Annotated in this window: 24 protein-coding genes and 1 tRNA gene; 3 read left to right on the forward strand and 22 right to left on the reverse strand. The window is 42.7% G+C overall.

The annotated features are described in order from the left end of the window. Positions 1-38: 38 nt before the first annotated feature. Together DXD06_RS02320 and malQ are read right to left on the reverse strand one after the other, a co-directional pair. Entirely contained in the window at positions 39-1,337 is a 1,299-nt protein-coding gene (locus DXD06_RS02320; protein ID WP_117830511.1) for an extracellular solute-binding protein, read from the reverse strand. 83 nt (positions 1,338-1,420) lie between these two features. Further along, a complete protein-coding gene (malQ, locus tag DXD06_RS02325) occupies positions 1,421-2,917 on the reverse strand; it encodes a 4-alpha-glucanotransferase (RefSeq protein WP_243000828.1) in 1,497 nt (498 codons plus the stop codon). A 310-nt stretch (positions 2,918-3,227) separates the two neighbouring features. On the opposite strand from malQ, the gene DXD06_RS02330 reads away from it, so the two are divergent. Beyond that, positions 3,228-4,229 carry a LacI family DNA-binding transcriptional regulator gene (locus DXD06_RS02330; RefSeq protein ID WP_055068329.1) on the forward strand — a complete coding sequence of 334 codons (1,002 nt, stop codon included), beginning with the start codon at positions 3,228-3,230 and terminating at the stop codon, positions 4,227-4,229. A 135-nt stretch (positions 4,230-4,364) separates the two neighbouring features. On the opposite strand, the gene DXD06_RS02335 is transcribed toward DXD06_RS02330, so the two are convergent. From DXD06_RS02335 to DXD06_RS02380, 9 genes are all read right to left on the reverse strand, one after another. Further along, positions 4,365-4,446: transfer RNA gene (locus DXD06_RS02335), tRNA-Tyr, on the reverse strand. 81 nt (positions 4,447-4,527) lie between these two features. Then, positions 4,528-6,009 carry a hypothetical protein gene (locus DXD06_RS02340; RefSeq protein ID WP_117830513.1) on the reverse strand — a complete coding sequence of 494 codons (1,482 nt, stop codon included), beginning with the start codon at positions 6,007-6,009 and terminating at the stop codon, positions 4,528-4,530. 1 nt (position 6,010) lies between these two features. After that, a complete protein-coding gene (locus DXD06_RS02345) occupies positions 6,011-6,538 on the reverse strand; it encodes an RNA polymerase sigma factor (RefSeq protein ID WP_055068331.1) in 528 nt (175 codons plus the stop codon). Between the two features lie 1,107 nt (positions 6,539-7,645). Continuing rightward, positions 7,646-8,317, reverse strand: coding sequence for a cobalamin-dependent protein (locus DXD06_RS02350; RefSeq protein ID WP_117830514.1), 672 nt, complete (start codon positions 8,315-8,317; stop codon positions 7,646-7,648). A 12-nt stretch (positions 8,318-8,329) separates the two neighbouring features. Beyond that, a complete protein-coding gene (locus DXD06_RS02355; RefSeq protein WP_117830515.1) occupies positions 8,330-8,854 on the reverse strand; it encodes a dTMP kinase in 525 nt (174 codons plus the stop codon). A 98-nt stretch (positions 8,855-8,952) separates the two neighbouring features. After that, complete coding sequence (locus tag DXD06_RS02365; protein ID WP_117830517.1) at positions 8,953-9,252, reverse strand: type II toxin-antitoxin system RelE/ParE family toxin; 300 nt, start codon at positions 9,250-9,252, stop codon at positions 8,953-8,955. Between the two features lie 2 nt (positions 9,253-9,254). After that, positions 9,255-9,503, reverse strand: a complete 249-nt coding sequence (locus DXD06_RS02370) for a type II toxin-antitoxin system prevent-host-death family antitoxin (RefSeq protein WP_055194703.1) — start codon at positions 9,501-9,503, stop codon at positions 9,255-9,257. Between the two features lie 40 nt (positions 9,504-9,543). Then, complete coding sequence (locus tag DXD06_RS17365; protein ID WP_243000830.1) at positions 9,544-9,816, reverse strand: hypothetical protein; 273 nt, start codon at positions 9,814-9,816, stop codon at positions 9,544-9,546. Between the two features lie 173 nt (positions 9,817-9,989). After that, entirely contained in the window at positions 9,990-10,808 is an 819-nt protein-coding gene (locus DXD06_RS02380) for a helix-turn-helix domain-containing protein (RefSeq protein ID WP_021984720.1), read from the reverse strand. 231 nt (positions 10,809-11,039) lie between these two features. Between DXD06_RS02380 and DXD06_RS02385 the strand changes: the two genes are divergently transcribed. Both DXD06_RS02385 and DXD06_RS17370 read left to right on the forward strand, forming a co-directional pair. Next, positions 11,040-11,546: a hypothetical protein gene (locus DXD06_RS02385; protein WP_243000831.1), complete on the forward strand. Its 507-nt coding sequence runs from the start codon at positions 11,040-11,042 to the stop codon at positions 11,544-11,546. A gap of 2 nt (positions 11,547-11,548) precedes the next feature. Next, positions 11,549-12,004, forward strand: a complete 456-nt coding sequence (locus DXD06_RS17370; protein WP_243000832.1) for a hypothetical protein — start codon at positions 11,549-11,551, stop codon at positions 12,002-12,004. A 431-nt stretch (positions 12,005-12,435) separates the two neighbouring features. Here DXD06_RS17370 and gdhA read toward each other — a convergent pair whose 3' ends face one another. From gdhA to DXD06_RS02450, 11 genes are all read right to left on the reverse strand, one after another. Continuing rightward, entirely contained in the window at positions 12,436-13,794 is a 1,359-nt protein-coding gene (gene gdhA, locus DXD06_RS02400; protein ID WP_117830519.1) for an NADP-specific glutamate dehydrogenase, read from the reverse strand. 268 nt (positions 13,795-14,062) lie between these two features. Then, complete coding sequence (locus DXD06_RS02405) at positions 14,063-14,557, reverse strand: MarR family winged helix-turn-helix transcriptional regulator (RefSeq protein ID WP_022046891.1); 495 nt, start codon at positions 14,555-14,557, stop codon at positions 14,063-14,065. Positions 14,558-14,585: 28 nt separating this feature from the next. Next, a complete protein-coding gene (locus DXD06_RS02410) occupies positions 14,586-15,545 on the reverse strand; it encodes a beta-ketoacyl-ACP synthase III (protein WP_117830520.1) in 960 nt (319 codons plus the stop codon). Between the two features lie 25 nt (positions 15,546-15,570). After that, positions 15,571-17,313 (reverse strand): acetyl-CoA carboxylase carboxyltransferase subunit alpha, encoded by a 1,743-nt coding sequence (locus DXD06_RS02415; RefSeq protein ID WP_117830521.1) that lies wholly within the window; start codon positions 17,311-17,313, stop codon positions 15,571-15,573. Positions 17,314-17,323: 10 nt separating this feature from the next. Then, positions 17,324-17,749 (reverse strand): 3-hydroxyacyl-ACP dehydratase FabZ, encoded by a 426-nt coding sequence (gene fabZ, locus DXD06_RS02420; RefSeq protein ID WP_117830522.1) that lies wholly within the window; start codon positions 17,747-17,749, stop codon positions 17,324-17,326. A 5-nt stretch (positions 17,750-17,754) separates the two neighbouring features. Next, the gene (fabF, locus tag DXD06_RS02425) at positions 17,755-18,987 is read right to left on the reverse strand and encodes a beta-ketoacyl-ACP synthase II (protein WP_117830523.1); all 1,233 of its coding nucleotides are present in this window, start codon (positions 18,985-18,987) and stop codon (positions 17,755-17,757) included. 30 nt (positions 18,988-19,017) lie between these two features. Next, the gene (gene fabG / locus DXD06_RS02430; RefSeq protein WP_055262520.1) at positions 19,018-19,758 is read right to left on the reverse strand and encodes a 3-oxoacyl-[acyl-carrier-protein] reductase; all 741 of its coding nucleotides are present in this window, start codon (positions 19,756-19,758) and stop codon (positions 19,018-19,020) included. Next, positions 19,745-20,653: an ACP S-malonyltransferase gene (gene fabD, locus DXD06_RS02435; protein WP_117830524.1), complete on the reverse strand. Its 909-nt coding sequence runs from the start codon at positions 20,651-20,653 to the stop codon at positions 19,745-19,747. The genes fabG and fabD overlap by 14 nt, the downstream gene beginning before the upstream one ends. Before the next feature lie 24 nt (positions 20,654-20,677). Continuing rightward, complete coding sequence (gene fabK, locus DXD06_RS02440; protein WP_117830525.1) at positions 20,678-21,604, reverse strand: enoyl-[acyl-carrier-protein] reductase FabK; 927 nt, start codon at positions 21,602-21,604, stop codon at positions 20,678-20,680. A 3-nt stretch (positions 21,605-21,607) separates the two neighbouring features. Further along, positions 21,608-21,841, reverse strand: a complete 234-nt coding sequence (gene acpP, locus DXD06_RS02445; RefSeq protein ID WP_022046883.1) for an acyl carrier protein — start codon at positions 21,839-21,841, stop codon at positions 21,608-21,610. Between the two features lie 210 nt (positions 21,842-22,051). Beyond that, a complete protein-coding gene (locus DXD06_RS02450) occupies positions 22,052-22,990 on the reverse strand; it encodes an ROK family glucokinase (RefSeq protein ID WP_117830526.1) in 939 nt (312 codons plus the stop codon). Positions 22,991-23,027 lie beyond the last annotated feature (37 nt).

Consider the following 23,027-nt stretch of genomic DNA (forward strand, 5'->3'; position numbering starts at 1 on the left):
TTGGAATTGTTTCTCTGTCTTTTCCTTTTGGAAAAAGATTACTCTGTAAGTGAGCTGTTTAACTGCTCGTTGAATGCTTCTGTCTTTTCCTTAGCATTGTCTGCTGTGATCTGTCCTTCAGCACCGTGTACGAATGCATCACCGAATGGTGTAGCTGCATCCCAGTAAGCCTGCATTGGGATGATTGGCTGAGCGATAGAGCAATTTGTTGCTACGTTTGCCATAGCTGCTGCAACTGCATCCTTAGCAACTTCTTCGTTAGAAGCAAGGGTTGTATTAACAGGAGCCTGCTTTCTTAACTCAAAATGCTTTAACTGTGCGTCTTCGCTTCCTAAGTATGCAGCAAGCTTAACAGCAACTTCCTGATTCTTGCAGTTCGGGTTAACACCAATAGCCTTAGAACCAAGGAATGCCTTCAGCTGGCAATCTTTTCCGTCAACGTTGATTGTAGGAAGGGCTGCAACACCAACGTTCTCCTCACCAAGGTTCTTAACTACTGCATCATAGTTCCAGTTACCATTGAAGTAAGCATTTACAGATCCATCCTTTAATCCGGCAAGACCAAGGGATCCATCGTTATTGTCCATTACGAAATTCTTGTTGTTGAATAAGTCAACAATGTACTTTGTTACTGCTACAGCGTTGTCTCCGCCGAAGTCATATCCCTTAGATGCATCTGTACCATCTCCGAAGATTGTACATCCGTTTGCTGCATAGAAGGAAGCAAGATACCAGCCGTTGTCAAATGGGAAAGAAACTTTTCCTTTCTCAAGCATTGTATCAAGGCTCTTTACATCATCTTCTGAGAAGACTCTCTTATCATAATACATAAACCATGTATTTGATGTATAAGGAACACCATAAATATCTCCGTTGTATGTAACAGTTGCTGCCATAGCTTCTGAGTTAGAGCTCTTAACATATTCTGCTGCATCTCCACCAAGCTTTGTTAATGCTCCGGCATCAACCAGATCAGCAATCTGGTCATTTGCGTACATGAATACATCCGCTGCACTTGCAGGATCCTGTAATACGGTGTCTTTTGCATCAGACTCTGAACATGTTACATAATCAAATGTAATGTTCCACTCCGGATGTTCCTCGTTAAATGCCTCACACTCTGTCTTTAACCATGCCCCCTGTGCATCATCCTGATCCTCGGAAGGTCCCATAACAGTAAGTTTTACATCAACTGGTTCTGCTGACTCGGAAGTGCTTCCATTGTTTGCTGCCTGTGTTCCATCATTGGATGCTCCGTTGTCCTTGTTGCCGCATCCAGCGAACATTGTAGCTGTCATTGCTGCGACAAGCATTGCTGCTAATACTTTCTTTTTCATCGTTTTCCTCTCCTTTTTTCAAAAATGATAGTTCAAAAGTATCTATATAAAGCGCCTCTGCGCTCTATATCGTAATTTCTGCGTCATCTGCGGTATACCGCCGCAAGATTTCGTATCCACGCCCGGCGGCTTTCCGCGAGCTGTTCTTTGTTCAATCTCCACCGCCAGTTATACCCCACGGTAGACGGTGCATTCATTCTTGCCTCGTTCCCGAGTTTCAGCAAATCCTGCATCTGTATGATCGCGATGTCTGCAATACTTGCATATGCACACCGGATCAGTGCATCCGGGATTTCTTCCTGACTGCTGATGTTGAGATATTCATACAGATAAGCCAGTTCATATTCTGTCTTGTCCCTGAAATATCCTACAATCGTATCATTGTCATGCGTTCCCGCGTATACCACTGTGTGGCTTCCCGGATAATTATGTGGCAGATGTTCATTGGACGGATCCCCGTCAAATGCGAACATCAAAACTTTTGTGTTCAGCCACCCTGTCTTTGCAAGGAGTTTTTTTACTCCCGGTATCAATGCCTTGCCGCCGTAATCATCGGCGATCACTGTTGTTCCATTCAAAACGGAATTCAAAGCGTCGGTCAGTTTGCGCCCCGGTCCCTTCATCCACCGTCCGCCTGAAGCATCCGTGGCATCTCTTGGAACCATATAATTTTTGACAAATCCGATGAAATGATCCATCCGGATTACATCAAAGAGCTTTGTACTGATCTGCATTCTTCGTTTCCACCAGGAAAACCCATCCTCCTGCATGAGAGGCCAGTTATACAGTGGATTTCCCCATACCTGACCTGTTTCGGAAAACTTATCCGGAATTGCAGCTGCCACATAAGCAGCTTCGCCATTCTCATCCAGTAAAAACTGTTCCGGATGCATCCAGGTATCCACGCTGTCCTTTCCCACATAAAATGGTACATCTCCGATCAGCTGGATTCCTTTGCTGTTGGCATATTCCCTAAGTTTTCCCCACTGCTGGAAGAACTTGTATTGGCAAAACACCCAAAACATGATGTTATTATACATCTCTTTTCGGCACTTTGCAAGCGCAACCGGTTGTTTTTTTTGAATATTTTCCGGCCAGCTCTGCCAGTTCTGGTTTCCATTGGATACTTTCAGTGCCATATACAGTCCATAATCTTCGACCCAGTCCCTGTTTTCTTCTACAAACTGCTGAAATTCCGGTTCGTGTTCGTCAAACCGACCAAATGCTTTCTGCAGAACCAGCGTCCTGTTTTCAAAGAGTGCTGCATAATCAATGGCAGATTTCTGTGTTCCCCAGTAATAGCTCTGGATTTCCTCCGGCGTCAGAAGCTTTTCTCTGACAAGCTGATCCAGATCAATCAGATAAGGATTTCCGGCAAATGCCGACAAGCTCTGATATGGGCTGTCCCCAAAACTTGTAGGTCCGACAGGAAGCACCTGCCAGTACTTTTGTTTCAGATCCACCAGCAGATCCACAAAATGGAACGCTGCATCACCCAGAGTGCCAATACCATACTCTGACGGTAGGCTTGATACTGCAAGAAGGATTCCGGAACCTCTTGCTACTTCCTGTCCTTCCAAGATTCTTCACCCCGTCTTTTAAATCACGAATTCTCCTTCGGATTATTGGAAAAACCATCTAAAAATCTTTTCGGATTGTTTCGTGTTTTTTCGTATCTGTCTTAATTTTAGTTTCTCTACGTCATTTTGTCAATGATTTTGCGTTTTCGGACACCATTTTCCCCACTTTTCACGTATTTTATATCGTGTTTTTGTATATATTCACAACATTATTGCTCTGTTTTTTCGAAACTTTTTTTGAGAAAGAATTGCACAGTTTCCCAAACTGATTTATAATCATTTAAACATAAGAAATCACAGGAGAAAATATATGGCTACAATCAAAGATATTGCCAATCGTCTTGGAGTTTCTGTAAGCACAGTCTCCAAAGGTTTAAACGGCGCAAGTGACATAAGTGATGAGCTGCGGCAGATGGTTCTCGATACCGCTGTGGAGATGGGATACAGCACCAAGCGTTCCAAGAAAGTGGAAAACCGCAAGCTTTGCATTTTCATAGAAAACATGAATTACGAAACAATTGATGAATTCGGATATGACATAGTTCTCGGCTTCAAACAGAATGCGTTCCGCCGCAAATGGGATGTTGATATTCTTCCCATCACCCCGGCATTTCAGGAAGAGGAAAAATACGATACCTTTCTGTTGAAAAACGGCTATTGCGGAGCCTTTCTGATGGGTCTTGCATTGCATGATTCCTGGATCAAGCAGCTGGAAAACACTACCATGCCAACTGTGCTTTTTGACAATTTCATCTCTGGAAATCCAAATGTCTGCTATCTTGGAACCGACAGCTACGAAGGCATCACCATGGCAGTAAATCATCTGGTTAATCTCGGGCATAAAAACATTGCATTCTTAAACGGTTCCTTATACTCACTGGTTTCTGACCAGCGGCAGGAGGCCTTTGAAAGTGCTATGGCTGCTGCCTCACTTCCTGTACAGAAGGATCTGACAGCTTACGGCTACTATGTATCCGACAGTGCCAAATATCATGTTCCCGGATTTCTTTCCGCCGGTGCCACTGCCGTGGTCTGCGGCAATGACCTGATTGCCAAAGGTGTCATTGACGAATGTACGAAGCGCGGATTCCGCGTGCCGGAAGACGTCAGTGTTGTTGGTTTTGACGACATATCCATTGCTGCCACTTTTGACCCGCCGCTTACCACAATCCGTCAGGAACGCAACGAGCTTGGCCGTTGTGCTTACGATATTTTAAATTCCCTGATCCATCACATCCCGATCAGCAAAACGCTGCTGCGTCCTAAGCTGATCGAGCGTGAATCTACTGCGCGCTGTGCGCACCGCGACTGACAATATTTTATTATTTTATCCGCATAATTGCTTATGCTTTGTGCCCATTCTTTTTAAGATTTTCCAACAATACCTTATTTCATTTTTTAATAATCTGCACAAAAAAAGACCGACACAATGTCGGTCTTAAAAGAATGGGCAGAGGTGGATTCGAACCACCGAAGCAATTTGCAGCAGATTTACAGTCTGTCCCCTTTGGCCACTCGGGAATCTGCCCATTTCCATCAGAATGCAAAGCACTCTGACAATTTGGAATTATAGCATAATTTTTATTCTGTGACAAGTCCTTTTTCTTTTATTATTTATCCAGTGCCACCGGATCCCAGCCGTAATCTTTGTAATATTGGATGTCTAGATGATTCTGCTTTACATAATCACGAAGCATTTTTATACGAATTTTTTTATGTGCCTCCGCGGTATCCATCAGTTTCTGCGGATCTACCTGATATCCTTCGCAGAATTCACGAATACTTGTGCCATAGTAAGATCCGTCCCCTGCCACTTCTTTATCCTTAAAAATATAACTGCCATTTCCATACGAAACAAAATGTAACCGTGCAGGCATTTCACTTCCACTGTCACTCATCAGCGTATTTCCGTTCCGGTAGTATGTTTCCCACCAGAAATTCCCAAAAATAAACAGATCATTTCCGGTTCTGACTGTTTTCACAATGACCGGCTCCGGCACATAAATATAAATTCCACCGTTTTCCAGATATTCATACTCGTTTCTGTTTTTAATCATGTAATCACAGACAAGTTTCATAATTTCATCGTCTCCCTGATAAGCAAATTCCGGCAGTCCTGTATGCTGCGTATTCTCTTCCGTCGCAGTTTCCGTCTGTATCTCATCAGAATACGTCTGTACCAAAAGCTTTTCCTTCGAAATTTTCTCCGTGTCATCCGCCGGGCAGGAATACAGTTCATAATCATCTCCACCGATAATAACTAAAGCACTGCGGTACTGTCTGCCAGCCCTATCCGTCCATACAATACACTGCTGACTGTAAACGCCCGTTTCTTTCCCATCTTTACCGGAATTTATCAGACTGTTCCAGTAGTCCCCGTCTGCCATACCAGAAAATGTGTCCAGGGAATTTTCTGCGGAAAACGTTTTCCACTCCCGGTAAACCAGTTCCAGTTTTCGAACATCCTCCGTCACGGAAAGCGCGGATGATACATCAGTCTTTTTAAGATCATACACATACATCTGCGTTGGCTGCTGTTCCTTTTTCTCATTAAAAATATATATCGTGTCTTTCTGCAGCAGCGCACGGGTATGGATACTGTCGGTATTAAAATAATTGCAGTCCATTGCCTGCAGATCCAGTGCCGCCAGAAGCTTTTTTTCCTGCCGTCCATATACTATCAGTGCGCGTTCATTGGCAAATACCACATATTTTTCAGAACATCCTGCCAGTTCCGGTGCATACACTTCATTTTTCAGCTTCAATCCTTCGTCTGCCGCTTTCTTCTGCTGTACCGGAAGTCCGCAAAATTCCCGGATAGAATCCAATAATGCACCATCCGTTGCGGCATTGACACCTACGCCGGTCAACAGGCAGACTGCAATCACACAGGTTCCAGCCAATGCCGCTGCAAATGTTTTCCGGCCATGTGGCTGCCACCCGGATCGTATGACCTGCTTCCGCTTCTGTCCTCTTCCTGAAATTGTACTCTGAAGCCGGTTCCACATCTGCTCTTTCCGTTCCTGATCCGGTGACGTCTGATCAATCGTATATTTGAAAATTTCTTCCCATTTTTCAGGATCACTCATCATTTTATTTTCCCTCCCTTTCCCAATTTTGTGGAATCTCCCCTGCTTTTTTGAGCTCTTCTTTCAATTTCCTGCGTCCTGCAGCAAGCTGCGTCTGCAATGTACTTTCTTTTCGTTTCAGAATCGCAGTCAGTTCCCGTATGGAATAGCCTTCATAATAATACAGATACAGCAGAATCCGGTATTTTGGTTCCAGCGACTCCAGTGCCAGCCACACAACATTTTCCATATGGTTTTCCGATGCAATACCCGGTTCCGGCATCTCTTCGAGTGTACCGCAATGTTTCCGCTCATAACTTTTCAGTACATCTTTGCACTGATTTTTCGTTGCGGTCAGAATCCATGCCGTTTCATGATCTGTGTCCCGGAAACTTATTTTTTTCTCCCAGACTTTCAGAAATACCATCTGTACCATGTCTTCAGCATCACTTTGGCTGCCCAGCATAACCAGCGCCAGTCTATAAACACGATTCACCTGTCGGTTATATAATGCCTGAAAATCTTCCATTGGAGTGTCATTTGTTTTTTTCATGCCTGCCCTCCTGTTTCCAACTATTATATACACGATTCATCATGGGGAAATATCTTTCAGAATAAAATTTTTGAATAATTTCAGATAATAAAAAAGACAGCTTCGAACGCTGCCTTTTAGGAGAAGGTATTTTTACTATGGGGTATAGCAAAAACTATATATAATGTATTGGGGGTTTTTACGGTTATTATAATAGCATGAACCCCTGCGAAAGTGTGCACAAACCTCACAAAAAGTATGACTCGTTTTTGGTTATTTTGTATAAGTGAAAACAAAATAAAAAAGACAGCTTCGAACGCTGTCTTTTTAGGAGAAGGTATTTTTACTATGGGGTATAGCAAAAACTATATAATGTATTGGGGGGTTTTTACGGTTATTATAATACCATGGACGGCCGGATAAGTGTGCACAAAGTCGAAAAAAGTTCCTGCGTTTTTCTGGTCAGTTCTACGGTACTATATTCCCAGTTTTAAGAAAAAATACGAAAAATTGCACAAACGCGCAACCGTTTATTCCTGTTTTTTGCACATGTGTTTCCTGTGGGTTATTTTCATACCCAATTTGCATCCTTTCCCGAATGTGGTCGTACACGATGCACTTTATAAAATAAAAAAGACAGCTTCGAACGCTGCCTTTTTAGGAGAAGGTATTTTTACTATGGGGTATAGCAAAAACTATATAATGTATTGGGGGGTTTTTACGGTTATTATAATACCATGGACGGCCGGATAAGTGTGCACAAAGTCGAAAAAAGTTCCTGCGTTTTTCTGGTCAGTTCTACGGTACTATATTCCCAGTTTTAAGAAAAAATACGAAAAATTGCACAAACGCGCAACCGTTTATTCCTGTTTTTTGCACATGTGTTTCCTGTGGGTTATTTTCATACCCAATTTGCATCCTTTCCCGAATGTGGTCGTACACGATGCACTTTATAAAATAAAAAAGACAGCTTCGAACGCTGCCTTTTTAGGAGAAGGTATTTTTACTATGGGGTATAGCAAAAACTATATAATGTATTGGGGGGTTTTTACGGTTATTATAATACCATGGACGGCCGGATAAGTGTGCACAAAGTCGAAAAAAGTTCCTGCGTTTTTCTGGTCAGTTCTACGGTACTATATTCCTAGTTTTGAGAAAAAATACGAAAAATTGCACAAACGCGCAACCGTTTATTCTCATTTTTTGCACATCTACTTCTTTATAATTAGTTTTACATGTATAAAAGAAAAGTCCCATAAACGCATCGTTTACAGGACTTTTCAAAAATGATCTATCCAAATAAATTTTTGATATATCTTCTGGAAAATATTGGGAGTTCCTGTCGACCTTATATACGAACTTGTTATCTAAATGCTCAATTGGTTTTTCCTTACAATTTTCTAACACAATCGCAGGAATAATAAGTTCTCCCTCACCAATAATAATATTCACCTTATTACTAGTCTTCCAATCTAAAATAGTTTCATAAATGCTCTTAACAACTTGACCACCTACAAAGCATTCACATTGTATGGACATTTTTTCTATTATATACTGTACTAATTCATAGTTCTGAGTAAAAACATTTATTCCAACAAACTCCGGCTTTATTTCAGAAACTTGTTTTAAAATATCCTCTACTCCTAATCTTTCCTTCACACTATCCAGAAGCAATACTTCTAACCCAACTTTTTTTAAATAAGTTGCAATATATCCAAGTCCCAAGGGAGATAAGTACTCTTCTTCTTCATTCGTTCTCTCCCAAAATAAAGGTGAATTAATTAGGACAAACTTTTTCATCAATAATCCTCCCTACAAATTTATTATCGCTTGAGTTACTTTAGCAACACTATCCCCTAAGTTATTATCATTAATAAGCTGAAAGACATCAATCCCTTGTTCTTGTAATACTTGTATTCCTTTCTCCATATATTCCAACTCTTTATTCGTTTTATTACCTTTTTCAAATCTAGTTAGACAACTACGTTCCTTAAGTCTATTCTGTATTACATCTCTATCAGCAAAAACAGCAATCTGTAAATCAGGCTGAACAATCTCATTATTGAGCGCCAAAATAAACTCTTCACTTACTTCGTCCATCCTCTGTAGAATCAAAGAAGAAAGAACATATCTATCTGTAATAACAATTTTCCCCTTTTCTAACTGTGGCACAATCTCATCCCTTAAATGCTGATAGCGATCTGCCGCAACCAGACATGCCACACTTATCCCATCAAACCTTTCGGCATATTCCCTCACAAAACATCCTAATTCATTATCTGTAGGTTCTTTCGTAAAACAAGCTTCAATTCTCCGTTTCTCCAACTCTTTTTTAATTCTTGTATAATTGTAGTCTTTCCTGCCCCATTAGGACCATCAACAGCTATCAATTTTCCACTATAAAGATTTTTGTTCATAAAATCCCCCTCTTCACATCAAAGAAATATCTTCGTAATATCCTGATATCGATTTACCACTCGGTAAATCTCCACATATTCTTCCCCAATCTTATATAGCACGACATAATTCCCGCAAATCACATATTTATAATCCGTTCGGAAGCTGACCCTTTTAGCAAGATCAGCTCCCATGTACGGAAATTGCTGTATATTTTCAATTCGAGCATATATCTCCTGGATGTTCTTTACCGCCATTTCTTCATTATCTTCAGCAATATACTCTCTAATATTCTTCAAGTCCTCTGCCACAATAGGGTTAATCCGCAATTTCATCATATCTATACCCCGACAGATTTCTTTAGTTCATCCAAACTCATCCAGGCACTTTCATCCCTAACAGCTTCTTCTGCTTCCTGCAGTTTCATGAGTAGCTTCTTTTCGGCTTTTTCACGCTCGTAGTCCTCAATATCCATAACCACAAACTTACCTCTACCGTTTTTGGTCAAAAACACGGGTTCTCCAATCTGGCAATTTTTCAACACTTCATTATAATTTCTTAAATCTGATACCGGTAATATATTTGGCATAAAATCAACTTCCTTTCCTACTACAATATAGCTTCTTCACTTATATATTATACGCAGGAAAGCTGTAAAATTCAACGTGAAATTTTACAGCTTTCTTATATTCTTTCTCTGGCAAAGTCCGTAAACCATTATTATCAGCCATATAAAAAGCAGATATTACAAACACTCTGCCCGGATTTCTTGCTAATAAATGCAAAATTTCAAATTCAGTAAAGGTCAAATCTATTTCCTGTTTCTGCTTTCTTACCAAACGTTTTGTAACATCTATTTCCAATCCATCGAATCTTAATTCTGTTCTTGCATTTTCTACCACCTAAAATGCCTTCGTTCCTGTACTGACAAAAGAAACTATATGGTTTAGTATTTCTTCCTCGCTGTCTTCAAATGTCAGTATTAACATTTTCCCATATATGTACCTCACACTAACATTTTTCAAATAACGTTTAACTTCTGAACCTTGAATTTTCAAGCGACTCAGAAAATAGCCTATCTTACAAAACCTTTTTTTCGTGCATAATCTCCAATTATAAAAGCAACTGATACTATCAACAGGATAAATACGGATAATATATCCCAAACATCAATCACAGGTTCTCCAATTAATTTTGATAATGTAATATTTATCAAAAGTGTGAACGGAATTGCAAACAAAAATGTAATTCCTGTTGCCAACAGTTTTCGTTCCTTGAGTCGATAATACAGAATATAAATTATCCACAAAAAAACTAGTGTATAAATGGACATAATCGCACCAATGTTGAATACTTCATTGACTTTTATCAAAATACTTAATATGTACATAAATGGTAAAATGAGAATACTAATGGCAACCATCGCTACCAAAACACCTTTTTTCCCTAACAATATAACAGGAAAAGATGCTATCCATGTAATCAAAATAGAACTAAGTGTAATAAGTGACCATGTAAGGGTGCCCGAAATAGCAACATCACATATACAACATACTAGAATACCAATAACCATGGTAATTGTATATATTATTGATATTATAGTATTCTTGTTCATATTATTCTCATCTTTTCGTTTTAATTCAATGAGATTTTCGCTGACTTTTTCTTCGTAATTATTCATTTCTATCCTCTCCCCACTTAATAGTTCATTGACCGTAACATCTAAGATATTGCAAAGTTCCAACATGATAGATGAATCGGGCATACATTTTCCTGTCTCCCATTTGGAAACAGCTCTGTCAGTGATGTTTAACTTTTCTGCTAATTGTGCTTGTGTCAGACCTTTTTCTTTTCTGCAACTAGCAATAAACTTCCCTGTATCAATTTGATTCATTACAATATGCCTCCTTTCACGCTACACTTTACAATTTTTATCAGTTTTTGTACACAAACTGTAAGTGGAATTATCAAACTCAACCATAGGTTGGGAGAGGTATTATATTTGATAAATGCCGTTTTCTTCAACAACACCATTTTACCACACGCGCACACACAATTCCATTAAAACCGTTTACTTCGCTTTAACCGATACTTCCCATTTATTCCTAATGAGAATGGAGATTTAATGCAATATTGCGAATGCACCAATGATTTTGTGAATGCAATCATTGATGACTATTTCAATTCCTTTGAAATACGCAAATACTACATTAACAAATATGAACAGCCTTATTACGGTGTCCTCTCCTATCTGTATGATATCGGCTATACGGTTGAATATGAACTTCTTCAAGAAGCCCATTTACAGGATTCCTTCGATACTGCAACCGGATCTGTTGATGTAAAAGAATTTGCTGAAGATGGCGTGATCCACGTCTATTCAAATGAGACTGGAAAAGACGTTGCCCAGATACCATTAACCAAACTGTCTGAACTGGAAAAAGAAGTAAAAGATTTTGTAGAATATAAGCTATCTACATACAAGGTGACTAATCCTACCAAACGTTCTGATCTGGTTCCGAAGTCCATTTATACTTTTGATATTCCAGATGAAATTGCAAGAGTAAAACGCTACAAGGAATATGCAGAGTATTGCCTTAAACAATTAGAACAAATGCAGAAAGAAGGTTAAATATGAAGTTACCAAACTCTTACGGCAGCGTAATCAAGCTTGGTGGCAAACGACGAAAGCCCTACGCTGTTCGCATCTCGAAACTTGTGGAAGATGATACCGGGAAGGTCAAGCGAAAATACACCTACCTGGCTTATTTCTCCAAACCGGAAATGGCGTACACCTACCTTGCTGAATACAATAGCGGTGCGGTTGTTCCGGAGCATATGAAATACTCGGACTCGCCTACTTTTGCAGAGATGTACGAGAAATGGAAGAAATACCGAAAATCGCTTAAGAACCAGATTAGCGATTCCACATGGCGAAATTATGAGATTGCTTTTCATCATTTCAGCGAGCTGCATGACCGCAAATTTATTTCCATCAGGACAAATGATCTGCAGCAGTGCTTAAATGCCTACAATCACAAATGGCAGACACACCTTTGCTTCACTCATGGACAATGCCGGAGCAAATGATGTATGTATCAAATTGATTATGGGACACAGTATGAAGAACGACACCACCAAAGGAACATACACCCATAAGACTTTAGAAGAACTTCTTACAGAAGTGAACAAGATATAAAATAGTAAATCGAGACTGATTGCTGGATACACTTATGATGTTTCTTATTATTAACATTACACTCATATTCAGCTTGAATCATCTTGAAAAACACCGGATGAAATGCTTCAAAAAATTATCCAAAATCAGTAAAAACGAGTATATACCACCTGTATATCACTTGTGTATCACGTGTATATAACGACCTCAAAACAACGTAAATTATCTTCTATTTATGAATATTCTGACAATTCTTTTGTCATTTCAATACATAAAGAAAAGCCCCAGAAATTCAACATTTCCAGGACTTCTCAATATCTTATATTATCTTAGAAATTCTTAATTAGCAAACACCCTGAGCTAACATAGCATCTACTACCTTCTCAAATCCGGCAATATTAGCACCTGCCACATAGTCTGTCTTTCCACCAACGGTTGCATTGTATCTCTTAGCAGCATCGCTGATGTTAGCATAAATAGTCTCCATGATTCCCTTAAGCTTTCCGTCAACTTCTTCGAATGTCCAGTGAAGTCTCTCAGAGTTCTGGCTCATCTCAAGTGCAGATGTAGCAACACCACCGGCATTGGCAGCCTTACCACCTACGAAGAGAACACCATTCTCCTGGAAGTACTTTGTAGCTTCAAGAGTTGTAGGCATGTTAGCACCCTCTGTTACGGATGTAACACCGTTTGCAACGAGCATCTTAGCATCCTCAAGGTCTAACTCGTTCTGTGTAGCACATGGGAGAGCAAGATCTACCTTGTACTGCCATACACCGTGCTCACCGTTCTGCTTAGCATGATACTCTGCAGATGGCTTAGCAGCAGCATACTCTGTAAGACGTGCACGCTTTACTTCCTTTACTTCCTTAAGAAGTGCAACATCGATTCCTTCCGGATCGTAGATCCATCCTGTAGAATCAGAACATGTAACAACCTTAACACCAAGCTGCTGAGCCTTCTCGATTGCATAGATAGCTACGTTTCCTGATCCGGATACTGCAGCAGTCTTGCCAGCGATATCAATTCCGTTATCCTTTAATAATGCGTTTGTTAAATATAACAGACCATATCCGGTAGCCTGTGTACGGGCAAGTGATCCACCATAGGTAAGACCCTTTCCTGTAAGTACTCCTTCGAAGGATCCACGGATTCTCTTGTACTGTCCGAACATAAATCCGATCTCTCTTGCACCTGTTCCGATATCTCCGGCCGGTACATCAACGTCTGCTCCGATATATTTGCAAAGTTCTGTCATGAAGCTCTGGCAGAATGCCATGATCTCTCTGTCTGATTTACCCTTAGGATCGAAATCAGAACCACCTTTACCACCACCGATTGGAAGTGTTGTAAGAGAGTTCTTGAAAATCTGCTCAAAACCTAAGAATTTGATAATTCCAAGGTTTACAGAAGGATGAAGTCTTAAACCTCCCTTGTATGGTCCAATGGCATTATTGAACTGTACGCGGAAACCTCTGTTTACCTGAACCTGTCCGTTATCATCTACCCAAGGAACACGGAACATGATCTGACGATCCGGCTCTGTGATTCTCTCAAGAATCGCATTCTTTCTGTATAATTCCTCATTTGCATCGATCACAGGTCTTAAAGAATCAAGAACCTCTGTTACTGCCTGTAAAAACTCAGGCTGATCTGCGTTTTTCTTCTTTACTACTTCGAGTACTTCATCAACATAACCCATTTCTCTATCTCCTTAATATTAATTTTTAACGTCCGGAACCAGTAAAATCCCGAATCGTCATGTCCTGATCATAATCTGTTGTCTGTTTCTACATCAACCTTTTTTATTGTAACGAAAAATGCAGGATTTTGCAATAGAAAATTCTTTATTATTGTAATTTTCTACCACTACGGCGTAATAAAGTAGCTTTTTGAGTACAAAATGAAACAGGGCGATTCAAAACTTGCATTCTGAGCCGCCCGGTTATAACACTAAATAAGTATATATTTTATTTATCCCTGCTTATTTTCGACCAGTCAACGAATTCGGATTCCTCGTCCGTATCATAGTAGGTCAGTTTAAAGTAATCCACCAGTTTTGCCAGGGCAAAGACAAGTATCTCTTTTTCAGAATCGTTCATCTCATCCGCAACATTTTTAATCATCTGGCGGTGAAACTGTTCGTGATGATAATAGGCAGCTTTCCCTTTATCTGTCAGGCGCAGCTTTATTACTCTTTTATCCCGCGTACTCCGTTCCCGGACAACATATCCTTTCTCACACAAGGCATCCATTGCTTTCGTGAGTGTGCCTGTTGTAACGGACATCAGTTTTGCAACGGTTTTCATATTTCGCGGCTCATCAATTCCCACTGCCTCAATAATATGCATATCATTATAACTAATGTCTTTAAACTCTTCTGTGATCAGGCTTTTCGCCTCAATCTCCAGAATATCTTTGAATAATTTTACAAGAAGATCATTTAAGGTCTCTTCCAGCGTCATGTTAAACTCCTTCATGATCTGGTGTGACCTACCACTCGACTGCACATGCCCCCCAGGTAAGTCCGGCACCAAATCCAGCTAATACGATTTTATCGCCCCCGCTTATCATACCATGTTTGTGGACATTATCAAGTAAAATAGGTATGCTTGCAGCCGAAACATTTCCACACTTCTGTAAATTACATGGAAATTTTTCCATTGGCTGATGCAGACGCTTTGCCACTGACTCAATAATCCGGATATTTGCCTGGTGAAGCAGAAAATATTTTACATCTTCAATTGGAAGTTCTGCCTGTTCAAGTGCTTCACTGACCGCCTTTGGAACCGTGCGCACGGCAAACTTATAAACCTCTCTCCCATCCATCTGGGTGAACGCATAATGCTGTGCACCAAGCTGGCGGTAAAGATTATTCACCGGACGGTTCTCACAATGCAGTGCCATGCCACCGGCTCCGTCTGATCCCTGCACCATGGAAAGCAACTGGCTTCCTTCTGCACTAACTACAGCAGCTCCGGCTCCATCCCCGAAAAGCACACAGGTACTGCGGTCTGCCCAGTTCATCATTTTTGACAGGGTTTCTGCCCCGATAACCAGTGCATGTTTGTAACGTCCGGTACGGAAATAGGCATCCGCCGTAGCCAGTGCAAATAAAAATCCGGAACATCCCGCACTCAGATCAAATGCCGTTGCACTTTTTGCTCCAATTGCAGCCTGTACTTCACATGCCAGCGATGGAAATATGTAATCCGGGGAAATGGTTCCCGCGATAATCAGATCAATTTCACATCCGGATATTTTTGCATCTGCAAGTGCTTTCTCTGCCGCCTCTACCGCCATGGAAGTTGTTGTCTCTTCCACTGCAATATGGCGCATGCCAATCCCGGTACGGGAACGAATCCACTCATCTGAAGTGTCCATAACCTGGGCCAGGTCATCATTGCTTACAACTTTTTTCGGAAGCGCACTTCCGGTTCCTAAAAATTTCATTTTATGATTCTCCTCTATGGAACAATTAGAACTTTCTGAAGCGATCATACCGCTCCTGTGCAAGCTGCTTACCACTCTTGTCATTCTGTGCACGTAAAAATTCTTTCATATTTCCTTTCATCCATGCCGCAATCGAAGTCAGCGCATCGTCATCCGCTCCGCCATACTCCGGAATCACCTTATCCACAACAGACAGTTCTTTCAGATCCTGCGCCGTGATCTTCATGACAGTTGCCGCTTCTTTTGCACGTTTTCCATCCTTCCAGAGAATGGAAGCAAATCCTTCCGGAGAAAGAATCGAATAGGTGGCATTTTCCATCATCCATACTTCATTACCAACCGCAAGGGCAAGAGCTCCGCCACTGCCGCCTTCGCCAATCATCAGGCAAAGGATTGGCACCTGAATACCGGACATTTCATAAAGGTTTCTTGCAATTGCCTCACCCTGTCCGTTCTCCTCGGCTTCTTTTCCCGGATATGCACCGGATGTATTTACAAATGTAATGATCGGGCGATTGAATTTTTCTGCCTGCTTCATCAGACGGATTGCCTTACGGTATCCTTCCGGCGAAGGCATACCAAAGTTGCGTTCCTTGCAGTCCTTTAAATCTTTTCCCTTATGCACCCCGATCACGGTTACCGGCTGTCCATCCAGATAGGCAATACCACCGACAATTGCCGGATCATCACGGAAATAACGGTCTCCGTGCAATTCCATGAATTCATCAAAAATCTGCCCCATATAATCGACAGATGCCAGACGCTTCATCTGACGTGCTGCCATGACTTTATCCCATGGCTCCAATGGCTTGGAGAACGTATTTCTCTCACGCATCAGTTCCGTCGGCTCATAACGGTCATCATCGTGTGCCGGATCAAAGTTCGCATATCCTTCGGTCGGACGATGCAGACGAAGAATTTTACCAAGTGTATCTTTTAATTCTTCACGCTCTACAATCGCATCTACAAATCCGTGCTTTAACTGGAACTCTGCCCGTTGGAAACCGTCCGGAAGTTTTTCCCCGATGGTCTGCTCAATCACACGCGGACCGGCAAAACCAATCAGCGCTCCCGGCTCTGCAAGGATAATATCTCCAAGCATTGCAAAACTTGCGGTCACACCACCGGTTGTCGGATCTGTCAGAACCGGAATATAAAGAAGCCCTGCGTCCGAATGACGTTTTACGGCTGCAGAAGTTTTTGCCATCTGCATCAAGGAAATAATGCCCTCCTGCATGCGCGCACCACCGGAACAGCAGAATAAGATCACCGGAAGTTTCTGTTCCGTTGCCTTTTCCATTGCACGTGTAATTCGCTCACCGACTACGTGTCCCATACTTCCCATCATGAAACGGGCATCAATCACACCGAGAACTGTCTTCTCTCCGTTGATTGTACAACTTCCCATGGTTACGCCTTCGTTTAATCCGGTTTTTTCCTGTGTTGCAGCAACTTTTTCTTCGTATTCCGGGAAATTCAGCGGATTTTCGGTCTTAAGATCATTATCCCAGGTTTCAAAAGTTCCTGCATCCGCCACCATACGAATACGGTTTTTTGTGCGGACACGGAAATAATATCCGCACTCGTAGCAGACATATTTATTTTTGATGACACGCTGTTTATCCAGTTCTTTTTTGCAGATTTTACAGGTAACGGTCTCTACAACAGGTGCTGTTTCCTTTACCTCTTCCTGCTTTGGCTCTTCTGCCTGTGTTTTTTCTGGTTCTTCGTTGTGATTTACTTTGATATATTTTTTATTAAAAAACATTGCCTTTCCCCTATCCGATTGCAAATGTCAATTCTGCGGAACATGCCAGTTTTCCATTTACTTTTGCTGTTGCCTGCCCCACACCGATCGGTCCCTTCACCTTGATAATTTCGGTTTCAAGCACCAGAGTATCCCCCGGAACAACTTTCTGCTTGAATTTTGCTTTATTGATTCCTGCAAAATATGCCGTCTTTCCTTTCCATTCCGGCTGCGAAAGAATCGCAACCGCACCGGTCTGTGCCAGTGCTTCCACGATCAGCACACCCGGCATAACCGGATTTCCCGGAAAATGACCGGCAAAAAACGGTTCATTGAAGGTTACATTTTTCTTTGCCAGGGCGCGCACACCCGGCTCTACTTCTTCCACTGTGTCAATCAGCAAAAACGGATGCCGGTGTGGCAGAATTTCCATAATTTCCTGTGTTGTCATACTCATAGCTTCTACTCCTCGTATTTGCGAACCAGAAGACTTGCGTTATGTCCGCCAAATCCAAGAGAGTTTGACAGTGCATAGGTAAATGACTCGTGGTATTCTTCTTTACAGTAGTTCAGATCCATCTCGTCATCCGGTGTCTCATAACCAACTGTACGGTGGATGTATCCTTCTTCCAGCTCTTTGACACAGGTGATAAATTCAACCGCACCTGCGGCGCCAAGAAGATGACCGATCATGGACTTTGTAGAATTGATCTTAATGTCCTTTGCATGATCCCCAAACAGTAACTTAATGGCACGGGTCTCAAAAAGATCGTTGTGATGCGTTGCAGTACCATGCGCATTGATGTATGTGATCTCGTTTTTGTCTACCCCTGCATCCTCGATGGCATTCTGCATTGCGCGGGCTGCGCCTGCACCGTCTTCGAGTGGGGAAGTAATATGGTAAGCATCTGCGGAACATCCATATCCCACAACTTCTGCATAGATTTTTGCGCCTCTTGCTTTTGCATGCTCAAGTTCTTCAAGGACAACAATGCCGGCTCCTTCCCCCAGTACAAAACCGCTGCGGTTCTTATCGAAAGGAAGGGAACATTTTTCCGGATCATCGGATGGAGAAAGTGCCGTCAGTGCACCGAATCCGGCAATCGCACATGGACATACGGCTGCCTCGGTTCCTCCGGCTACCATGACATCTGCCTCTCCGTACTGAATGCTGCGGAACGCATCACCGATATTATTCGTACCAGTCACACAGGCAGTTACATCATTGGTACATTTTCCCTGCAATCCCAGCTGGATGGAGACATTTCCTGCTGCCATGTTTGAAATCATCAATGGAACGAAAATCGGATTGACTCTGCCTGGTCCTTTTTCCACAATCTTTGTGTACTCACGCTCGATTGCCTGAAGACTTCCAACACCGCATCCAACGGCTGTACCGCAACGGTAAGCGTCCTCTTTTTCCATATCAAGCCCTGCATCCGCAACGGCTTCTTTGGCTGCTGCTACTGCGTACTGTGCAAACAGTTCCATACGCTTTGCTGCCTTAAAATCCATATGCTCTTTTCCGACAAAACCTTTGACTTCTGCCGCAAGATGTGCTTTATATTCACTTGCATCAAATTTTGTGATAGGACCAAATCCAATCTGTCCGGCATGGATTCCTTTCCAGAATTCTTCCACATTCAGGCCGATCGGCGTGATTGCTCCCATTCCCGTCACAACGACTCTTCTCATTTTCCTTTTCCTTTCTTTCTATCAGGTTCCTTAAATGGCCATACCACCGTCTACGGAAAGTATCTGTCCGGTAATATAATCCGACTCCGGTGATGCAAGAAATGCGACTGCATTCGCAATATCCTGTACCTGTCCGGCTCTGCCAAGCGGGATCTGCTTTTTTAATTCTTCCTGGGTCTTTTCCGGCAATACTGCGGTCATCTCTGTCTCTACAAATCCGGGAGCTACCGCGTTGACGCAGATTCCCCTGGATGCAAGCTCCCTTGCAACAGATTTTGTCAGACCGATCACGCCCGCCTTGCTGGCTGCATAGTTTGACTGTCCCGCATTTCCAAGGATTCCGGATACCGAAGAAATATTGATAATTTTTCCGGCACGCTGTTTTAACAGATAGCGTGACAGATGACGAATGGTATTGAAAGTTCCCTTCAGGTTGGTATTGATCACAGCATCAAAATCGCTTTCCTTCATGCGCATCAGCAGATCATCCCTTGTAATTCCGGCATTGTTCACCAGAATATCCATATGCTTATATTCTTTGATAAGGGATTCAATCATCTCCTGACAGGCTGTAAAATCAGAGACATTGCAGCGAACACTCACGGCATCTCCTCCGGCCGCTTTGATCGCTGCAACCGTTTCATTTGCAGCATCTTCGGAACCATTGTAGTTCACCACAACAAATGCTCCGCGTTTTGCCAGCTCCAGCGCAATGGCTCTTCCGATTCCCCTGGAAGCACCTGTAACAAGTGCATTTTTACCGGTTAACATATTTATTGAAATCCTCCATTTTGTCGATGTTGCATGTGGTAACCTCGCGATTGATCTTTCTCATGAATCCGGAAAGGCTGCGTCCCGGTCCGATCTCCACAAATTCCTCTGCTCCGTCTGCAATCAGGCGCTCAATTGTCTGCTGCCAGCGCACGGAAGAAGAAACCTGACGTACCAGATAATCCTTGACGTCTGCCGGATCTTTGACATAATCTGCAGTCACATTGGTCAGATACGGAATGGTGATCGGCTGAATCGTTACATCTTCCAGCGCCTCTTTAAGTTTCTTTCCTGCTTCTGCTAAAAGTGCAGAATGGAACGGGCCACTGACTTTAAGCGGAACCACGCGCTTTGCTCCGGCTTCCTTGCAGGCATCTCCTGCCTCACCTACAGCATCTGCTGCTCCGGTGATAACGATCTGTCCCGGACAGTTGTAATTTGCAATGGAAACAACTTTGTTTGTTTTTGCAGCGGTTTCCTCACAGATTGCTGCGATCTTTTCCGCATCCAGTCCAAGAATTGCAGACATACCGCCGCCTACCGGATATGCCTGTTCCATATAAATACCGCGCTTGCGGACAACCGCAAATGCATCCCTCATCGTCATCGCTCCGGATGCAATCAGCGCACCATATTCACCAAGGCTTAAGCCCGCCGTAACGTCGCAGCCAATTCCCGCTGCTTTTAATGCTGTATAAATAGCCGCCTCGGTTGTGAGCATACAGATCTGTGTGTACTCTGTAATGTTCAGCTTATCATTTTCTTCAAAGCAAAGAGCTGCCACATCCAGACCTGTCACTTCATTTGCCAGATCATAGACCGCTTTTGCTTCCGGCATGGCGTCGTAAAACTCTTTTCCCATACCAATATACTGAGATCCCTGTCCAGGGAACATAAATACTCTCTTCAATGTCTTCTCCTATTTCTGTCCCAATAACTTTTCGGCACCACTCATAACATCCCGGATAATTTCCGCACAGGTCTCTTCTTTTTTTACCAGACCCGCAGACTGGCCTGCCATAACGCTGCCGTACATGACATCACCCTCGACAACTGCTTTGCGCAGTGCTCCGAGTGTCATCTGCTCAAGTTCTTCGAACGGTGCACCTTCTTTTTCTTTCTTTAAGTACTCGCGGGTCATTTTGTTACGAATAACGCGAATCGGATGGCCTGTGGACATGCCGGTCACTTCACTGTCAATATCTTTTGCTTTGACCACGCGCTGCTTGTAATTTTCATGAACCTTGGATTCTTTTGCAACAACAAAACGGGTTCCCATCTGTACTGCCTCTGCGCCAAGCATCATAGCTGCCGCAAATCCACGTCCATCTGCAATTCCACCGGCTGCAATGACCGGAATGGATACCGCATCTACTACCTGTGGTACGAGTGTCATCGTCGTCTGGGCACCGATGTGTCCACCGGACTCCATTCCCTCAGCGACCAGTGCATCCGCACCGCCACGCTCCATCAGCTTTGCCAATGCCACGCTTGCCACAACCGGGATCACTTTGATTTTGGCTTCTTTCCACATGCTCATATATTTGGCCGGATTGCCGGCGCCGGTTGTTACTACCTTAACGCCTTCCTCCACAATTACTTTTGCAATCTCATCCGCTTCCGGATTCATCAGCATGAGATTTACTCCAAACGGCTTGTCGGTTTCTTTTTTTGCTGCCTGAATCTGCTCACGCACCCAGGAAGCCGGTGCTCCACCTGCTCCGATGATGCCAAGTCCGCCGGCATTGGATACCGCACTGGCCAGTTCATGTGTTGCGACCCATGCCATACCGCCCTGAATGATCGGATATTCGATTCCCAGAAGCTCTGTCACTCTTGTTTTCATAGCTTATGCCTCAACACCCTTATTTTTCATATAATCAATGACATCCTGAACGGTAAGGATCTTCTCTAAATCCTCAGAAGGAATCTCTACACCGTACTCTTCTTCCAAAGCCATAACCAGCTCAAACAGATCTAAGGAATCTGCCTCAAGATCCTCTTTGAAGCGGGACTCTGCGGTGATAGAATCTGCGTCTACGTTTAACTGGTCTGCAATGATTTCTTTTAACTTTTCTAACATAATGGGTTCTCCTTTTACTGTCTTCAATTTTGTTTGATTGTGAAATAGTTTGATTATCAAACAGTTTCTTAGTCAAAGTATATGCAAAGATAGTTTGATTGTCAAGATATTTTTTCAACAGGGTAATGATAAAAGAGTACAAAAAAGCACAGCAAACACTTTCTTCCTACACGAAAATGTTTGCTGTGCATATGGTTCTGTTTTTTGAACTTATCCGATAATGAGCTGCATTGCCCCGTATATTCCGGCATCATTGCCAAGCTGTGCCAGTTCAAAGCGGGTATCACGACATGCATGGAAGCAGCTTTCCTTAAAGTGCTTCTGGATCGTATCGATTAAAATCTGTCCGGCTTTGGACACACCACCACCGATCACGATAACTTCCGGATTGGTCACGCATGCAATATTCGAAAGGGTTGACCCTAAAATTTCTCCCACTTCATCTACCAGTCCAAGAGCTACTTCATCGCCTTCTTTTGCCACATCAAAAATGTCTTTCGCAGTAATATCTTTATAATCACGAAGCTTTGTCGCATCCTGTGTTTTGGCAAGTTTACGTTTTGCCATGCGTACAATACCAGTCGCAGAAGTATACTGTTCCAGACATCCATACTGCCCACAGTTACAAGGCTCGATCTCATCATGGTTTACGGTAATATGTCCGATTTCTCCGCCTGCACCGTTATATCCGGCAACCACATGACCGTCTACAATGATTCCACCGCCGACACCGGTACCAAGCGTTACCATGATGACATCTTTGCTTCCTTTTCCACCGCCCTGCCACATTTCGCCAAGACCTGCAACATTCGCATCATTTCCAACTTTTACTTTCAGACCTGTCTGTGCACCGAGTTCCTCCGCAACATTGATCACTCCCCAGCCGAGATTGACACATCCGTTAACAACGCCATCACTCCGCACAGGACCCGGAACACCGATTCCCACGCCCTCTACATCACTCTTACTGATGCCTTCCTGCGCCAGCTTATTATCAATCGCCTGTGCAATATCCGGCAGTACTGCCTTTCCGTTATCGCTGGTATCGGTCTTGATTTCCCATTTGTCAAGAAGCCCTCCGCTTGTCTCAAAAAATCCCATTTTTACGGTGGTTCCTCCCACGTCTACGCCAAATCCATATTTCTTCAATTCCTGATTCCTCCTTGATCTATGTGATATGTATTTT

Origin of the sequence: Roseburia sp. TF10-5 (assembly GCF_003462365.1) — a bacterium.
Lineage (GTDB): Bacteria > Bacillota > Clostridia > Lachnospirales > Lachnospiraceae > Roseburia > Roseburia faecis.

Bases quoted from the DNA above. Each gene is read 5' to 3' on its own strand.
- DXD06_RS02320 (WP_117830511.1), bottom strand. From the start codon at position 1,337: ATGAAAAAGAAAGTATTAGCAGCAATGCTTGTCGCAGCAATGACAGCT.
- DXD06_RS02330 (WP_055068329.1), top strand. From the start codon at position 3,228: ATGGCTACAATCAAAGATATTGCCAATCGTCTTGGAGTTTCTGTAAGC.
- DXD06_RS02340 (WP_117830513.1), bottom strand. From the start codon at position 6,009: ATGATGAGTGATCCTGAAAAATGGGAAGAAATTTTCAAATATACGATT.
- DXD06_RS02345 (WP_055068331.1), bottom strand. From the start codon at position 6,538: ATGAAAAAAACAAATGACACTCCAATGGAAGATTTTCAGGCATTATAT.
- DXD06_RS02350 (WP_117830514.1), bottom strand. From the start codon at position 8,317: ATGAAAAAGTTTGTCCTAATTAATTCACCTTTATTTTGGGAGAGAACG.
- DXD06_RS02365 (WP_117830517.1), bottom strand. From the start codon at position 9,252: ATGATGAAATTGCGGATTAACCCTATTGTGGCAGAGGACTTGAAGAAT.
- DXD06_RS02370 (WP_055194703.1), bottom strand. From the start codon at position 9,503: ATGCCAAATATATTACCGGTATCAGATTTAAGAAATTATAATGAAGTG.
- DXD06_RS02380 (WP_021984720.1), bottom strand. From the start codon at position 10,808: ATGAATCAAATTGATACAGGGAAGTTTATTGCTAGTTGCAGAAAAGAA.
- DXD06_RS02385 (WP_243000831.1), top strand. From the start codon at position 11,040: ATGCAATATTGCGAATGCACCAATGATTTTGTGAATGCAATCATTGAT.
- DXD06_RS17370 (WP_243000832.1), top strand. From the start codon at position 11,549: ATGAAGTTACCAAACTCTTACGGCAGCGTAATCAAGCTTGGTGGCAAA.
- gdhA (WP_117830519.1), bottom strand. From the start codon at position 13,794: ATGGGTTATGTTGATGAAGTACTCGAAGTAGTAAAGAAGAAAAACGCA.
- DXD06_RS02405 (WP_022046891.1), bottom strand. From the start codon at position 14,557: ATGACGCTGGAAGAGACCTTAAATGATCTTCTTGTAAAATTATTCAAA.
- DXD06_RS02410 (WP_117830520.1), bottom strand. From the start codon at position 15,545: ATGAAATTTTTAGGAACCGGAAGTGCGCTTCCGAAAAAAGTTGTAAGC.
- DXD06_RS02415 (WP_117830521.1), bottom strand. From the start codon at position 17,313: ATGTTTTTTAATAAAAAATATATCAAAGTAAATCACAACGAAGAACCA.
- fabZ (WP_117830522.1), bottom strand. From the start codon at position 17,749: ATGAGTATGACAACACAGGAAATTATGGAAATTCTGCCACACCGGCAT.
- fabF (WP_117830523.1), bottom strand. From the start codon at position 18,987: ATGAGAAGAGTCGTTGTGACGGGAATGGGAGCAATCACGCCGATCGGC.
- fabG (WP_055262520.1), bottom strand. From the start codon at position 19,758: ATGTTAACCGGTAAAAATGCACTTGTTACAGGTGCTTCCAGGGGAATC.
- fabD (WP_117830524.1), bottom strand. From the start codon at position 20,653: ATGTTCCCTGGACAGGGATCTCAGTATATTGGTATGGGAAAAGAGTTT.
- fabK (WP_117830525.1), bottom strand. From the start codon at position 21,604: ATGAAAACAAGAGTGACAGAGCTTCTGGGAATCGAATATCCGATCATT.
- acpP (WP_022046883.1), bottom strand. From the start codon at position 21,841: ATGTTAGAAAAGTTAAAAGAAATCATTGCAGACCAGTTAAACGTAGAC.